Origin of the sequence: Cognatilysobacter xinjiangensis (assembly GCF_014651995.1) — a bacterium.
Taxonomy (GTDB): Bacteria; Pseudomonadota; Gammaproteobacteria; order Xanthomonadales; family Xanthomonadaceae; genus Cognatilysobacter; species Cognatilysobacter xinjiangensis.
The window spans coordinates 1,130,086-1,145,043 of sequence record NZ_BMXY01000001.1; the positions used below are offsets into that span (position 1 = coordinate 1,130,086).

Annotated in this window: 16 protein-coding genes and 1 tRNA gene; 1 reads left to right on the top strand and 16 read right to left on the bottom strand. The window is 70.0% G+C overall.

Annotated features, from left to right (window positions below):
* Positions 1-31: 31 nt before the first annotated feature.
* From IE066_RS05250 to tpiA, 6 genes are all read right to left on the bottom strand, one after another.
* Positions 32-739, bottom strand: a complete 708-nt coding sequence (locus IE066_RS05250; protein ID WP_189448835.1) for an NADH-quinone oxidoreductase subunit C — start codon at positions 737-739, stop codon at positions 32-34.
* Positions 740-771: 32 nt separating this feature from the next.
* Positions 772-1,338 (bottom strand): NuoB/complex I 20 kDa subunit family protein, encoded by a 567-nt coding sequence (locus tag IE066_RS05255; RefSeq protein WP_229790670.1) that lies wholly within the window; start codon positions 1,336-1,338, stop codon positions 772-774.
* A 13-nt stretch (positions 1,339-1,351) separates the two neighbouring features.
* A complete protein-coding gene (locus tag IE066_RS05260; RefSeq protein ID WP_189447479.1) occupies positions 1,352-1,708 on the bottom strand; it encodes an NADH-quinone oxidoreductase subunit A in 357 nt (118 codons plus the stop codon).
* Between the two features lie 95 nt (positions 1,709-1,803).
* Positions 1,804-1,888 (bottom strand) — tRNA-Leu (locus IE066_RS05265).
* A gap of 95 nt (positions 1,889-1,983) precedes the next feature.
* The gene (gene secG, locus IE066_RS05270; RefSeq protein ID WP_189447481.1) at positions 1,984-2,433 is read right to left on the bottom strand and encodes a preprotein translocase subunit SecG; all 450 of its coding nucleotides are present in this window, start codon (positions 2,431-2,433) and stop codon (positions 1,984-1,986) included.
* A gap of 14 nt (positions 2,434-2,447) precedes the next feature.
* On the bottom strand, positions 2,448-3,200 hold the full coding sequence (gene tpiA / locus IE066_RS05275) for a triose-phosphate isomerase (RefSeq protein WP_189447483.1): 753 nt from the start codon (positions 3,198-3,200) through the stop codon (positions 2,448-2,450).
* 3 nt (positions 3,201-3,203) lie between these two features.
* On the opposite strand from tpiA, the gene IE066_RS05280 reads away from it, so the two are divergent.
* Positions 3,204-3,782, top strand: coding sequence for a DNA-deoxyinosine glycosylase (locus IE066_RS05280; RefSeq protein WP_229790671.1), 579 nt, complete (start codon positions 3,204-3,206; stop codon positions 3,780-3,782).
* Positions 3,783-3,879: 97 nt separating this feature from the next.
* Here the strand turns inward: IE066_RS05280 and IE066_RS05285 are convergent, their stop codons facing one another.
* The 10 genes from IE066_RS05285 to aroC all read right to left on the bottom strand — a co-directional run bounded on the left by IE066_RS05285 (position 3,880) and on the right by aroC (position 14,909).
* Positions 3,880-4,821: an isopenicillin N synthase family dioxygenase gene (locus IE066_RS05285; protein ID WP_189447485.1), complete on the bottom strand. Its 942-nt coding sequence runs from the start codon at positions 4,819-4,821 to the stop codon at positions 3,880-3,882.
* Between the two features lie 62 nt (positions 4,822-4,883).
* Positions 4,884-6,233 (bottom strand): phosphoglucosamine mutase, encoded by a 1,350-nt coding sequence (gene glmM / locus IE066_RS05290; RefSeq protein WP_189447487.1) that lies wholly within the window; start codon positions 6,231-6,233, stop codon positions 4,884-4,886.
* Positions 6,230-7,108: an acetyl-CoA carboxylase, carboxyltransferase subunit beta gene (gene accD, locus IE066_RS05295; RefSeq protein WP_189447490.1), complete on the bottom strand. Its 879-nt coding sequence runs from the start codon at positions 7,106-7,108 to the stop codon at positions 6,230-6,232. Before accD ends, glmM begins: the two co-directional genes overlap by 4 nt.
* A 94-nt stretch (positions 7,109-7,202) precedes the next feature.
* Positions 7,203-7,994 carry a tryptophan synthase subunit alpha gene (gene trpA, locus IE066_RS05300; RefSeq protein ID WP_189447492.1) on the bottom strand — a complete coding sequence of 264 codons (792 nt, stop codon included), beginning with the start codon at positions 7,992-7,994 and terminating at the stop codon, positions 7,203-7,205.
* Between the two features lie 111 nt (positions 7,995-8,105).
* Positions 8,106-9,335: a tryptophan synthase subunit beta gene (gene trpB / locus IE066_RS05305; RefSeq protein WP_189447495.1), complete on the bottom strand. Its 1,230-nt coding sequence runs from the start codon at positions 9,333-9,335 to the stop codon at positions 8,106-8,108.
* 45 nt (positions 9,336-9,380) lie between these two features.
* A complete protein-coding gene (locus tag IE066_RS05310) occupies positions 9,381-10,052 on the bottom strand; it encodes a phosphoribosylanthranilate isomerase (protein ID WP_189447496.1) in 672 nt (223 codons plus the stop codon).
* Positions 10,049-10,882 carry a tRNA pseudouridine(38-40) synthase TruA gene (truA, locus tag IE066_RS05315; protein WP_189447498.1) on the bottom strand — a complete coding sequence of 278 codons (834 nt, stop codon included), beginning with the start codon at positions 10,880-10,882 and terminating at the stop codon, positions 10,049-10,051. Before truA ends, IE066_RS05310 begins: the two co-directional genes overlap by 4 nt.
* Positions 10,879-12,546: a type IV pilus assembly protein FimV gene (locus tag IE066_RS05320; RefSeq protein WP_189447500.1), complete on the bottom strand. Its 1,668-nt coding sequence runs from the start codon at positions 12,544-12,546 to the stop codon at positions 10,879-10,881. The genes truA and IE066_RS05320 overlap by 4 nt, the downstream gene beginning before the upstream one ends.
* A gap of 91 nt (positions 12,547-12,637) precedes the next feature.
* On the bottom strand, positions 12,638-13,651 hold the full coding sequence (locus tag IE066_RS05325) for an aspartate-semialdehyde dehydrogenase (RefSeq protein WP_189447502.1): 1,014 nt from the start codon (positions 13,649-13,651) through the stop codon (positions 12,638-12,640).
* 133 nt (positions 13,652-13,784) lie between these two features.
* Positions 13,785-14,909 (bottom strand): chorismate synthase, encoded by a 1,125-nt coding sequence (gene aroC, locus IE066_RS05330; protein WP_425488920.1) that lies wholly within the window; start codon positions 14,907-14,909, stop codon positions 13,785-13,787.
* Between the last annotated feature and the right edge of the window lie 49 nt (positions 14,910-14,958).

Sequence of the window (14,958 nt, forward strand, 5' to 3'; positions counted from 1 at the left end):
GCGTAGTCGCTGGTGGTCGACGCGGTCACGTTCACTTGTTGCCCTCCGCGCGCTGCGCGGCTTCGCCGACCGAGGTCTCGTAGCGCGCGTCTTCGCGGATCACGCGCGGCACGAGCACGCGCGGCTCGATCGTGACCGGCTGGTAGACGACGCGCCGACGCTCCGCGTCGTAGCGCACTTCGACATTGCCGATCAGCGGGAAGTCCTTGCGGAACGGATGACCGACGAAACCGTAGTCGGTCAGGATGCGGCGCAGGTCCTGGTGGCCATCGAACACGATGCCGTAGAGGTCGAACGCCTCGCGCTCGAACCAGTTGGCGACCGGCCACAGCTCGACGACCGAACGCACCGCGGGAACCGCGTCGTCCGGCGCGAAGGTGCGCAGCCGCACGCGCAGGTTGTGCTGCACCGACAGCAGGTGCAGGACCACCGCGAAGCGGCGGTCGGTCTCAAGTTCGACGCCGTTGGGCTGCTCGCCCCAGACGATGCGAGGCGTGCTCTTGCCTTCGACGCCGCGCGAGTACCCTTCCGACGAGACGGTGGTATCCCACTCGTCGCTGCCGTAGCTCAGGTAGTCGACGCCGCAGAGATCGATCATCTGCTCGAAACCGAATTCGTCGCGCAGGCTGCGCGCGGTCTCGAACCAGCTCTCGTGCCCCACTTCGAGGGTCACCTCGCCGCGCGGCTGCGCGACGATGACCGCGGCCTGCGGGAAGCGCTCGCGCAGGCGCGCGGCGATCGCGGGCTCGACGGCCTCCGAAGGCACGGCGCTCACTCGCGCACCCCCTGGCGGCGATCACCGAAGTTGGTGCCGCGACGGATCTTCTTCTGCAGTTGCAGGATGCCGTAGGTCAGCGCCTCGGCCGTCGGCGGGCAGCCCGGCACGTAGATGTCGACCGGCACGATGCGGTCGCAGCCGCGCACGACCGAATACGAGTAGTGGTAGTAGCCGCCGCCGTTGGCGCAGCTGCCCATCGAGATGACCCACTTCGGGTCGGGCATCTGGTCGTACACGCGACGCAGCGCGGGCGCCATCTTATTGACGAGCGTACCGGCCACGATCATCACGTCCGACTGGCGCGGCGACGGGCGGAACACCACGCCGTAGCGGTCGAGGTCGATGCGCGCCGCACCCGCGTGCATCATCTCGACGGCGCAGCACGCCAGGCCGAACGTCATCGGCCACATCGAGCCGGTGCGCGCCCAGTTCCACAGCGTGTCGAGGTTCGTGGTAACGAAGCCCTGCTGCATGACCGGGTTCTGGTCTTCCGGCAGCAGGATGTCGTCGAGCCGCCCTTCCGGCAGCGGGTTGAACATGAGGTCGGATAACGTCTTCATGGCGACTGCCGCCTCACTCCCAATCCAGGGCGCCCTTCTTCCACACGTAGGCGAAACCGATCACCAGCAGTGCGAGGAAGGTACCCATCTCGACGAGGCCGAATGCCCCGAGTTCCCGGAACACCAGCGCCCACGGGAAAACGAACGCGATCTCAAGGTCGAAGACGATGAAGATGATCGCGATCAGGTAGTAGCGCACGTTGAACTGCATGCGCGCGTCTTCGAACGCGTTGAAACCGCTTTCGTACGGCAGCAGCTTCTCCACGCTCGGCGTCTTGGGGCCGAGCATGCGTCCGACAATGATGAGGGCGACGCCGATACCGCCGGCGACGATCAGGAACAGCAGGGTCGGCAGATATTCGGCCAGCACTCGTGTTCTCTCGGCTCTCGCGCGGCGGGCCGGCGGAGGCCGCGCGGCGCGCCTGGTTCGCCCCGCCCGTCGCGGGTCGGGGGGATGTTTCGGTGTGGTGCCCAAGGGGGGACTCGAACCCCCACGACTTGCGTCGCTACCACCTCAAGGTAGTGCGTCTACCAATTCCGCCACCTGGGCAAAAACTCGTCATCCCTTACACGTCGACCGGATCTCTCGTCGACCCGCTCCGGCTTTCCGTGCCGGAGCAGCGCATTGTAACTGAATTACGCCGTTTAACCAGCCTGTGAAGGCGAATTCGCTGCATCCGGCGCACTCGTCGGCGCAGGCGTGGTCGCCGGCGAAGACTGCGGCGCAGCCGGCACGGTCGACGGGATCGCAGGCGCGGCCGGAACCGTACCGTTCGAGGGCGCGGCCGGAACCGTGGACGCCGGTGCAGCCGGAATCTGCGACATCACGCTGCCGCCTTCTGCCTCGGCCGAGCTGCGCGCGCTGTGCGAAATCTGCCAGGAGATCAGCAGGCTCAGCACGAAGAACGCGACCGCAAGCCACTTCGTCGTCTTCGACAGGAAGTTGGCCGAACCGCGGGCGCCGAACACCGTGCCGGAAGCGCCGCCGCCGAAGCCGGAACCGGCCTGTGCGCCAGCGCCGCGCTGCATAAGGATCAGCGCGATCATGCCGACCGCCAGCAACACATAGATGATGTTCAGGAACAGCATGGGCATGGCCCCGTCATTGCTCAGTGGGCGGCCGCTCGCACGATCGCCAGGAAGTCTTCGGCCTTCAGCGACGCGCCGCCGACCAGTCCGCCGTCGACGTCGGGCTGGGCGAAGAGCTCGGCCGCGTTGTCGGGCTTGACGCTGCCACCGTAGAGGATGGGCAGCGAGCCGGCGATTCTAGCATCGCAGCCGGAAATCTCGCCACGGATGAAGGCGTGGACCTCCTGGGCCTGCTCCGGGGTGGCCGTGCGGCCGGTGCCGATCGCCCAGACCGGCTCGTATGCGATGACCGCCCCCTCGAGCGCGGCGACACCGCCGTCGGCCAGCAGCGGCTCGAGCTGCTGCTCCAGGCGCCACCAGGTACGGCCGTTTTCGCGGTCCTCCAGCGTCTCGCCCACGCAGAGCAGCGGAACGAGGCCCGCCTTCTTCGCCGCATGGAACTTGCGCGCCACCAGCTGGTTCGACTCGTGGTGGTACTCGCGGCGCTCCGAATGGCCGACGAGGCCGTAGGTAGCGCCGACGTCCACCAGCATCGAGGCGGAGACCTCGCCGGTGTAGGCGCCCTTCTCGTTCGCGCTCACGTCCTGCGCGCCGAAGCGCAGCCCACGCCCGGCGTAGCGCTGGACCAGCTCGCCGAGGTACGGCAGCGGCGGCAGAATCACCTGCTCGACGCCTTCCGGCGCCGGCTCCGCGGCGATCGCATCGAGCAGCGACGCGGCGAACGCGCGGTCTCCATGCAGCTTCCAGTTTCCGGCAACGATCCGACGACGCATGGCGTGCTCTCCTCGACGTGGCGCGAGAGTCTAGCCCAGCCGCTTGCCGACGAGACCATGACGACGCTCCAGGGACTGCCACCGATCGAGAATCCGGACGCCCGCGCGCTGGTCCTCGGCAGCATGCCGGGCGGCATGTCGCTTCGCACCGGTCGCTACTACGCGCATCCGCAGAACCTGTTCTGGCCGTTCATGGGACGGCTCGTCGGGGCGTCGCCGGCCCTGCCCTACGATGCCCGGCTTGATGTTCTGCGCGGCGCGGGCATCGCACTGTGGGACGTGATCGCGAGCTGCGAGCGCGAAGGAAGCCTCGACAGTGCGATCCGCGGCGCCGTGGCGAACGATTTCGCCGGCTTTTTCGCGCGGCATCCGTCGTTGCGGGCCGTGCTGTTCAATGGAGCGGCGGCCGAGACGACGTTCATGAAGCAGGTGCCGGCCGATGCGCTGCCGGCGGCGGTCCGGCGCATCCGCCTGCCTTCCACCAGCCCTGCGAACCGATCGATCGACGAGGCGACCAAATTGCGGCAGTGGGCCGGTGCGCTCGACGCCGCCGGCGTGCGGGTCGTCGCACTGCAGTCGTGACGGCGGCAGGCCGGCGCTGTCGAAGGCGCGTTTCCCGCGCCCCCGGCGCGAAAAACCCGGCCGGAGCCGGGCCTTTCGTGTCCACCGCCGGAGCGGATTACTTCAGCTTGATCTCGCGCAGGCGCTCCTCGAGGTACCCCTGCGCCGTGATCGGCTCGGGGTAGCGGCTCGGGTTGTCCGCGGTGACGCAGGACGGCAGTACGTCGATCACGAAATCCGGATTCGGGTGCAGGAAGAACGGCGTCGAATAGCGCGGCTGGCGCGCCTTCTCGCCCGGCGGGTTGACCACGCGATGCGTCGTCGACGGATACACGTGGTTGGTCAGGCGCTGCAGCATGTCGCCGATGTTGACGACGATGGTGTCGGCCTGCGCCGTGAACGGGATCCACTCGCCCTTGCGCGACAGCACCTCGAGGCCTTCCGCGCTCGCGCCGACGAGCAGCGTGATGAGGTTGATGTCCTCGTGCGCGCCGGCGCGCACGTTCGGGACGTCCGGTGTGGTGATAGGCGGATAATGGATCGGGCGCAGGATCGAGTTGCCTTCGTTCGTGACGGTGACGAAGTAATCCGCCGGCAGGCCGATGTGCAGCGCGAGCGCCGAGAGGATGCGCGAGCCGAGCTGGTCGAGCGCGGTGTACAGGCGGTAGCCGACGTCGCGGAACTCCGGCAGCACCTCGGGCCACACGTTCGGCGGCATCACGTCGGCGAACTTCGAATCGCGCGCGATCTCGCGGCCGATGTGGAAGAACTCCTTGAGGTCGAAGTGCTGCGCACCCTTCGCGGTCTCGATGCCGAACGGCGTATAGCCGCGCGCGCCGCCGATGCCGGGCACGTGGTAGCGGCGCTTGACCTCTTCCGGCAACGCGAAGAACTCGGCGAACACGCGGTAGGCGTCATCGATGAGCTGCTGCGGGATGCCGTGGTTGCGGATGCCGGCGAAGCCCCATTCCCGGTAGGTCGCACCGATGTCGGCGACGAAGGCTTCGCGCTGCGACGGATCGTCGAAGCGCTGGATGTCGAGGGTCGGGATCTGGCTCATGTGTTGTTCTCGTGGCTTGTCGACAGTGTGCGGCAGCGTCGCCGAAGCCGGTTTGACCGAAATCAGGCGGCCGCGGCGCGGACCGCCTCCGCGAGGCGTTCGAGGGTGGATTGCACCAGTGCGTCGTCATCGGCCTCGACCGTGACGCGCACCACGGGCTCCGTGCCCGAGGGGCGCAGGAAAGCGCGGCCACGTCCGGCGACCGCCTGCTGCGCGTCGGCGAGCGCGGCCTTGACGCTGTCGGCTTCGGCGGGCTTGGCGCCGGCGGCGCAGCGGACGTTTACGGTCTTCTGCGGCACTTTGCGCAGGCCTTCGAGTGCCTGCGACAGCGACAGGCCACGGCGGCCCAGCACCTCGAGCACCTGCAGGGCGCTGACGATGCCGTCGCCGGTACTCACGCGATCGAGGCACAGCAAGTGGCCCGAGGCTTCGCCGCCCAGCACGCCTTCGTTGGCGACCAGTTGCTGGTGCACGTAGCGGTCGCCGACCTTGGCGCGGATGAAATCGATGCCGAGCCCGCCCATGGCCTGCTCGAGGCCGAAGTTGCTCATCAGCGTGCCGACCACCGGCCCGCGCAGGCGGCCGCTGGCCTGCCAGTCGCGGGCGAGCACGTAGATCAGGTCGTCGCCATCGCGCACCACGCCGTCGCCGTCGACGAACAGCACGCGATCGCCATCGCCGTCGAAGGCGATGCCCACGTCGGCGCCCAGTTCGACCACCGTCTTCGCGAGCAGCTCCGGATGCGTGGAGCCGACACCGTCGTTGATGTTGGTGCCATTCGGATCGATGCCCAGCGTGGTGACGCGGGCACCGAGCTCGCGGAACACCATCGGTGCGATCTGGTAGGTCGCGCCGTTCGCGCAGTCCATCGCGATGCGCATGCCGCCGAGGTCGAAGCCCTTGGGCACCGAGTTCTTGCAGGCCTCAACGTAGCGGCCCAGCGCGTCGCGCGTGCGAACCGCCTTGCCGAGCTCCTCGGAGGCGACCGTGCGGAACGGCTCGTCGAGCGCGGCTTCGATCGCGAGTTCGGTCGCATCGTCGAGCTTCTCGCCTTCGGCCGAGAAGAACTTGATGCCGTTGTCGTAATGCGGGTTGTGCGAGGCGGAAATGACGATGCCGCCATCCATGCGCAGCGAGCGCGTGAGGTGAGCCACGGCGGGCGTCGGCATGGGGCCCATCAGCTGCACGTCGACGCCGGCGGCTACCAGCCCCGCTTCCAGCGCGGCCTCGAACATGTAGTTCGAGATGCGCGTGTCCTTGCCGATGATGACGACGGGCTTGCGCCAGGCCGGCGCGCGCGAGCGCAGCGCGTGGCCGTAGGCATTGCCCAGGCGCAGCACGAAGTCGGCCGAGATCGCGCCCTCGCCCACGCGGCCGCGGATGCCGTCGGTCCCGAAGTAGCGGCGGCTCATGCGGCGTCGGACTCCGGACGCGGCTGCTTCATCAGCATCGCGAGGATGCTCGACAGGCGCGCACGCATCTCGCGGCGGTCGCAGATCATGTCGATCGCGCCGTGCTCGACGAGGAATTCCGAGCGCTGGAAGCCTTCCGGCAGCTTCTCGCGCACCGTCTGCTCGATCACGCGCGGGCCGGCGAAGCCGATCAGCGCCTCGGGCTCGGCGATGTTGAGGTCGCCCAGCATCGCGAAGCTCGCCGACACGCCGCCGGTGGTCGGGTGCGTGAGCACGGAGATGTACGGCAGGCCGGACTCGCGCAGCCGGCCGAGCGCGGCGGACGTCTTCGCCATCTGCATCAGCGAGAACAGCGACTCCTGCATGCGCGCGCCGCCGGAGGCCGAGAAGTTCACGAACGGGCAGCCGATCTCGAGCGCCGTCTCCGCGGCGCGCGTGAACCGCTCGCCGACAACGGAACCCATCGAGCCGCCCATGAAGGCGAAGTCGAACGAGGACGCGACCAGCGGGCGGCCGTCCAGCGTGCCGCGCATCGCGACCAGCGCGTCGCGCTCGCCGGTGGACTTCTGCGCGGCCTTGATGCGGTCGGAATACCTCTTCTGGTCGCGGAACTTCAATACGTCGGTCGGGCCGAGCTCGGCCGCGATCTCGCTGGTACTGCCGGCGTCGAACAGCGACGCGAGCCGCGCGCGGGCGCGGATCGGCATGTGGAAGCCGCATTTCGGGCAGACCTCGAGGTTCTCTTCGAGCTCCGGGCGGTACAGCGCGGTCGCGCAGCGGTCGCACTTCTCCCAAAGGCCCTCGGGCACGCTGCGGCGGCGCTGGGTACCTTCGGTGCGGATGCCGGAGGGCATCAGTTTCTTGAGCCAGGACATGCTGGAGGCTCTCTCCTGTCGGACGAACGGCCGCCGCGCGGCCAGCGGGTCAGTGTAGCGCAGCCCTTCACGGGCCCAGCGCGGGCCCGAGGGCTCAGGCGTCGAGGGCGGCCCGGAGCGGCGCGAGGAAATCGCGTGCCGCGGCGGCGGGGTCGGCGGCCTGGCCAATTGCGGCGACGAGCGCGCTGCCCACCACCACGCCATCGGCGTCCACCGCCATCGCCGCGGCACTCGCGGCGTCGCGGATGCCAAAGCCCGCCACCACCGGCACGTCGGTGCCTTCGCGGATCGAGCGCAGGCGCTCGCCGGCGGCGCCGGTGTCCAGGCGGTCGGCGCCGGTCACGCCGGCGAAGCTCACGTAGTACAGGTAGCCGCGCGCGAGACGACGCAGCATCTCGATGCGCGCTTCCGACGAGGTGGGCGATGCGAGCAGGATCAGGTCGACGCCTGCGGACTCGAACGCGTCCCGGAAATCGCGCGCCTCCTCCGGCGGCAGGTCGACCAGCAGGATGCCGTCGACGCCCGATTCCGCCGCCAGCCGCGCGAACGCAGCCGGGCCGCGGATCTCCACCGGGTTGAGATAGCCCATCAGGACGACGGGCGTATCTGCGTCGCGCTCGCGGAACGCCCGCACGCTGCGCATCACGTAGTCGACGCCGACGCCGCGGGCGAGCGCGCGCTCGGAGCTGCGCTGGATGGTCGGACCGTCGGCCATCGGGTCGGAGAACGGCACCCCGAGTTCGATGACGTCGGCGCCGGCCTCGACCAGCGCGTGCATCACCGGAACGGTGGCCTCCAGCGACGGATCGCCGGCAGTCACGAAGGGAACGAGGGCCTTGCGGCCGGCGGCAGCGAGCTGCGCGAAACGCGTCTGGATGCGGGACATGGAGGTTTGCGTCCGGTGGCGCACCTTCGTCGAAGGTGCCGAAAGGTCGTCGATGGCGTCAGCGCGGGCGTCGCCATCGCGGCGACGCCATCGTCCCTCCATGGCCCGCCATCAGAGCGACAGCCCTTCGCGTGCGGCGATGGTGTGCACGTCCTTGTCGCCGCGCCCCGACAGGTTGCAGAGCACCAACGCGTCCTCCGGCAGCTCACGCGCGAGCTTGATCGCCTGCGCGATCGCGTGGCTCGATTCGAGCGCCGGCAGGATGCCTTCGGTGCGCGCCAGCTGGTGGAACGCGGCGAGCGCTTCGTCGTCGGTGACGCCGACGTACTCCGCACGGCCGGTGTCCTTCAGGAACGCGTGCTCGGGGCCGACGCCCGGATAGTCGAGGCCGGCCGAGACCGAATGCGTCTCGATGATCTGGCCGTCGTCGTCGCAGATGACGTACGTGCGGTTGCCGTGCAGCACCCCCGGGCGGCCCGCGGCGAGCGACGCGGCATGTCGACCGGTGTCGATGCCGTCGCCCGCGGCCTCGGCACCCACGAGGCGCACGTCGCGATCATTGAGGAACGCGTGGAAGATGCCGATGGCATTGCTGCCGCCGCCGACGCAGGCGGTGACCGCGTCGGGCAGGCGGCCGTACTCGACGAGCATCTGCGCCCTCGCCTCGCGGCCCACGATCGCGTTGAAGTCGCGCACCATGCGCGGATACGGATCGGGGCCGGCGACGGTGCCGATGATGTAGAACGTGTCGCGCACGTTCGTCACCCAGTCGCGCATCGCTTCGTTGAGCGCGTCCTTGAGCGTCGCCGAGCCGCTGGTGACGGGCACGACCGTCGCGCCCAGCAGCTTCATGCGGTAGACGTTGATCTTCTGACGCTCGATGTCGGTCGCGCCCATGTAGACCACGCACTCGAGGCCGAGCCGCGCGGCAACCGTCGCACTCGCCACGCCGTGCTGGCCCGCGCCGGTCTCCGCGATGATGCGCGTCTTGCCCATGCGGCTGGCGAGCAGCGCCTGGCCGATGGTGTTGTTGATCTTGTGCGCGCCGGTGTGGTTCAGGTCCTCGCGCTTGAGGAGGATGCGCGCGCCGCCGACTTCGCGGCTGAGCCTTTCGGCGAAATAGATCGGGCTCGGGCGGCCGACGTAGTGCGCAAGGTCGCGGTCGAAGGCGTCAACGAACGCGGGATCGATGCGCGCGGCGTCATAGGCGTCGGCCAGCTCCTGCAGCGGGCCCATGAGTGTCTCGGCGACGAAACGACCACCGAAGCGGCCGAAGTGGCCGTCGGCATCGGGAAAGGCGTTGTAGTCGTCGACCGTCGACGACGGGACTGCATCGGGCATTCGAAGGCCTGCGGACCGCGTTCTGCGGCCCGCCAGTTTAGGCCATCAGCAGGCGGCGGCGGTCGCGGCGTCGGTATGGCAGTCGGCCCGCCGCACCTCTTCCACGAAGCGGCGCATCTTGTCGCCGTCCTTGATGCCGGGCTCCACCTCGATGCCGCTGGAGACGTCCACGGCCCATGGCGTGGCGACGGTGACGGCCTCGAACGCGTTTTCCGGGGTCAGGCCGCCCGCGAGTGCATAGGGCTTCTGGAGATCCTTCGGGATGCGCGACCAGTCGAAGGTCTTGCCGCTGCCGCCACTTTCGCCGGCGCGGTGGCTGTCGAGCAGGAAGCCGGCAGCGCCGGGAAAGCGCAGCTGCAGGTAGTGCGGCGCCATGATCTCCTCGCCCATCGGCACCACCTTGAGGTACGGCAGTCCGAACGAACGGCAGAACGCGTCGTCCTCCGTACCGTGGAACTGCAGCAGGCTCGGGCGCACCTGGCGGACGACGTCGCGGACCTCGTCCAGCGAGTTGTCCTGGAACAGGGCGACGGCGTCGACCAGCGGCGCCAGCGCCTGGCGCATGGCGCGCGCCTCCTCCGGCGCGATGCGGCGCGGGCTCTTGTGGGCGAAGACGAAGCCGATGCCGTCGACGCCGAGCTCGCAGGCCAGGCGCACGTCGCCGGGACGGGTGAAGCCACAGAACTTGATGCGGGTTCGGAAAAGCGTTCGGTTCACAGGGTGACCTCGGGAGGAAGGTGCCATTCCGCGGGATAGCGCGGACCCAGGAATACCAGCCCGGCCGACGGTGCGGTCGGCCCCGCGAGGGTACGGTCGCGGCCTTCCAGGACCGCGGCGATCCAGCCTTCCGGCCTTTCGCCACGGCCCACCATCAGCAGGCTGCCGACGATGTTGCGGACCTGGTGGTGCAGGAACGCATTGGCCTGCACCTCGACTTCCACGACCTCGCCGACGCGGCGGACGATGATCTCCTGCATGTCGCGCCGTGCGTGCGCGGCCTGGCAGTGCACGGTGCGGAAAGCGGAGAAATCGCGTTCGCCGAGCAGGGACTGTGCCGCGCGGTGCATCGCGGCGGCGTCAAGCGGGCGCCGCTCCCAGGCCGTCACCTGCCGCATGAGCGCGGGCCGCACGGGGCGGTTGAGGATGCGGTAGACGTAGCGCCGCGCACGGGCCGAGAAGCGGGCGTTGAAGTCCGCGGGCATCTCGCGGCACCAGAGCACGGCCACTTCGGGCGGCAGCTTAGACGTGGCGCCGAGCGTCCAGCCACGCGGATCGCGGCGCACCGGCGAGTCGAAGTGGGCGACCTGGCAGGCCGCGTGAACACCGGCATCGGTACGGCCGGCGCAGGTCAACTCAATAGACGTGCCGGCCACGAACGACAGCGCGGCTTCCACCGTCGCCTGCACGGTGGGCAGCGGCGTCGGCTCGGGCTCCCCGTGCGCGGAAAGGCGCTGCCAGCCGCTGAAACAGGTGCCGTCGTACTCGATGCCGATCGCGTACCGGGTGATGTCGCGGGCGTCCGGCGCGTCCGCCGGGACGTCGGTCATCCGATGTCCCGCAGCATCTTTACCGCGACGCCGCGTGCCGTGGCGTCACCGGTCTCGGCCACCTCGCCGAGCAGGCGTCGCGCATTATCGGTGTCGCCGAGGTCGAGATAGGCCTGCGCGAGCTCCAGCCGCTCGACATTGGCCGCGTCGGCCTGCGAGGGGTCCGGGTCGGCGACGACGGCGGCGGCTTCGTCGACGGGCCGGACCGTTTCGACGACGGCCGGGGTGCGTGCGGTGCGGCCAGCGCCGCGCCCCCAGGAGGGCACCGCCTCGGCGACCTCATCGCCCGCGAAGGCGGCCGCCGGCATAGGCTCCGCCGCGGGCTCGAACGCATCGGCGACGGACGCACGCGACTCGGTCGGCGGCGCGCGGAACACCGGCGCCCGCGAGGCGCGACGACGGTTCCATGCGGCCGCCAGCAGGCCGAGCATCACCAGCACGCCGCCGGCGACCCACGGCAGCGTCGACGAGGACTCGGTGCTGGGCGCGGGTGCGGGCTGCGCCGCCGGGCGCTGCTGCGCGGTGTGCAGCTGCGAGTTCTGCATCGCGATCAGCTTCTGCTGGTCGGCCTGCAGCTTCTCGAGCTCGGCCACGCGGCTCTTTAGTTCCTGCACTTCGGCGTCGCGCGCGGCGAGCGTTTCCTTGGTCTGCACGAGTTCCTGTCGAAGCATTTCCCCCTCGCCTCCGGCCGCGATGCCGGACTGGGTGCCGCCGCGGGCCTGACGGCCTGCCCCCGGCGGAACGATTTCGAGCCGGCCTTCCGGCGGTGTCACGGCCGGCGCGGACGGCGACGCGGGCACGGCGGACGCCGCGGCCGGTGCCTGCGGCTGCGAGCGCGCCTGACGCCACTGCTGCGCATGGGCGCGAACGAGATCGGCGGCCTCCCGGGCTTCCACCGCCTGCAACTCGGTGGCCGCCGGGACGCGCAGCACGCTGCCGCCGCGCAGGCGGTTGAGATCGCCCGCGATGAATGCCGCGGGATTCGCGCGCAGCAGGCCGACCATGGTCTGGTCGACCGTCACGCCCTCCGGCGCGAGGCGCGCGGCGATGCGCGAGGCGCTGTCACCAGCGCGCACCGTGTATTCGTCGGCGGCCTGCGACGCGCGCTGCGTGGGCGCCGTCGCCACCGGCTGCGTTGCCGGCGCCGGCACCTGCGGGCGCGGCCTTGCCGGCGTCGGTGCAGGCGCCTGCGCGACCGGCTGCGCCGGCCGCTCGATCACCGGCGCCGCGTCGACCTCGGGCGCCTGCACGGGCGCCGCCGGCACCGCGGCGACCGAGCCGGGGCGATCCACCGCCGCCGTGTACTCGCGCACGAGGCGCCCCTGCCCCCAGTCGACCTCGATCAGGAAGTTCAGCAGCGGCTGCGTTACCGGCTGCACGGATGTGATTCGGATGACCGGCCGGCCCTGCGCGTCGGTGCCGATGGTGAAGCGCAGGTCGGCGACGATGCCCATCGGCGGCTCGAGGCCGATGCGGGTGAAGGTCTCGGGCGATGCCAGCGCGGCGTCGAGATCGACCAGCTCGGTCGGATCGTTGCTGATGACCGGGATCTCGGCGAGCAGCGGCTCGCCGAGGCCCGACTTCACCTGGATCTGGCCAAGCCCGAGCGCGTGCACGGAGCCGCTCGCCAGCGCGAGTGCCAGCAGGCAGGCGGATCGCAACATTGACCTCACGCGTATATCCCCCGTCGTTCGGCGCCGACTCTAACAGGCCGGCGCCGCGCGCGACGAGCGTCGCAGCGCCGCGCCGTCTCCCTCATTCGGCGATGACGAGCTCGGCGAGCTGCACCGCGTTGAGCGCCGCGCCCTTGCGGATGTTGTCGGCGACGATCCAAAGGTCGAGCCCGCGCGGATGCGAGATGTCCTCGCGGATTCGACCGACGTAGACCGGATCGTTGCCCGAGGCATGCGTCACCGGCGTGGGATAGCCGCCGCCCGTGCGCTCGTCGACGACCTCGACGCCGGGCGCCGACGCGAGCAGCTCGCGTGCACGCGCCGCGTCGATCTTCTCCCGCGTCTCGATGTGCACCGCCTCCGAATGGCCGTAGAACACCGGCACGCGCACCACGGTCGGGTTCACCTGGATGCTGTCGTCGCCGAGGATCTTGCGCGTCTCCCAGACCAGCTTCATCTCCTCGCTGGTGTAGCCGTTGTCCTGGAAGTCACCGCCGTGCGGGATCACGTTGAAGGCGATCTGCACCGGATAGACCTCGGGCTTCGGGTCCTGGAAGTTCAGGAGCGCCGCGGTCTGGCGGCCGAGTTCCTCCAGCGCGCGCCGGCCCGTGCCCGAGACCGACTGGTAGGTCGCCACGTTGATGCGCTCGATGCCGACCGCGCGATGGATTGGCGCGAGTGCGGTGAGCATCTGCATGGTCGAGCAGTTCGGATTGGCGACGATGCCTCGCGGACGGTTGCGCAGCGCCTCGGGGTTCACTTCCGACACCACCAGCGGCACGTCGTCGTCGTAGCGGAAGGCCGACGAATTGTCGATGACGACCGCGCCGGCCGCGGCGAACTTCGGCGCGTATTCCTTCGACACGTCGCCGCCGGCGGAGAACAGCGCGATGTCGATGCCGGCGGGATCGAAGGTCGCGAGATCCTCGACGACGATCTTCCGCGCGCCGTACTCGACCTTTTCGCCGGCCGAGCGCGCGCTCGCGAGCAGGTGCAGCTCGCGGATCGGGAACTCGCGCTCGGCGAGCACCTTGAGCATGGTTTCGCCGACGGCGCCGGTGGCGCCCACGATGGCGACGTTCACGGGATTCTTCATGGTCTGCGTTTCTCTCTGGATCGTCGCGCCGGCCGCTTCGGCACGCGGGCGACGATGGGGTGTGCGGGGATGGAAGACAAGCGACGCGGCGCAGGCGGGCGGCGCGCCGGAACGCGCGCGCGACGACTGGCCGCTATCGTTTCGTCGCGACGTCGCCGCACTGCGCGCGATGGCGCAGCGCCTGGTCCATCAGCACGAGCGCGACCATCGCCTCGCAGATCGGCGTGGCGCGGATGCCGACGCAGGGATCGTGGCGGCCCGTGGTGACCACGTCGACCACGTTGCCGTCGACATCGAGCCCTTCGACCGGCAGGCGCAGGCTCGAGGTCGGCTTGAACGCGACCGAGCAACGCAGCGCCTGGCCGGTGCTGATGCCGCCGAGCACGCCGCCGGCATGGTTGCTGTCGAAGGCCGGGCGGCCGTCGGCGCCGGGGCGCATCACGTCCCGGTGCCGCGAGCCGGCCATCGGTACCGTATCGAATCCGTCGCCGATCTCGACGCCCTTCACCGCGTTGATGCTCATCAGCGCAGAAGCCAGTTCGGCGTCGAGCTTGCCGTACACCGGCTCGCCCCAGCCCGCCGGCAGGCCGGTCGCGACGACGTCGACACGCGCGCCGACCGAATCGCCGGACTTCCGTAGCGCGTCCATGTAGGCCTCAAGCTCGGGCACCTGCGCGGCATCGGGCCAGAAGAACGGGTTGGATTCGACGTCTGCCCAGTCCGGCATTTCCGGACGGGAGGAGCGGATCTCCCCGAGCTGCGACAGGAAGCCGCGCACCTCGACGCCGAACGCCTGCGCGAGCCACTTCTTGGCGATGACGCCGGCGGCGACGCGCATCGTCGTCTCGCGCGCGCTGGAGCGACCGCCGCCGCGGGGGTCGCGGACGCCGTACTTCGCCCAGTAGGTGTAGTCGGCATGGCCCGGGCGGAACTGGGACGCGATCGCCGAGTAGTCCTTGCTGCGCGCGTCGGTATTGCGGATCAGCAGCGCGATCGGCGTCCCGGTGGTCACGCCCTCGTACACGCCGCTGAGGATCTCGACCTCGTCGGCCTCGCGGCGCTGCGAGGTGTGGCGGCTGCGACCGGTCGCGCGACGCTCGAGGTCATGCGCGAAGTCCTCGGCCGCGATCGACAGGCCCGGCGGGCAGCCGTCGACCACGCAGCCGATGGCCGGCCCGTGGCTCTCGCCGAAGGTCGTGACGCGCAGGAAGTGGCCGAAGGTGTTCAAGGCGGGCGGGCTCGATGGGCTGCTGCTCAGTCTCGCACTGCGGCGGTGCCGTACCGCAGCGGGTTCGCGGCGCGACGGG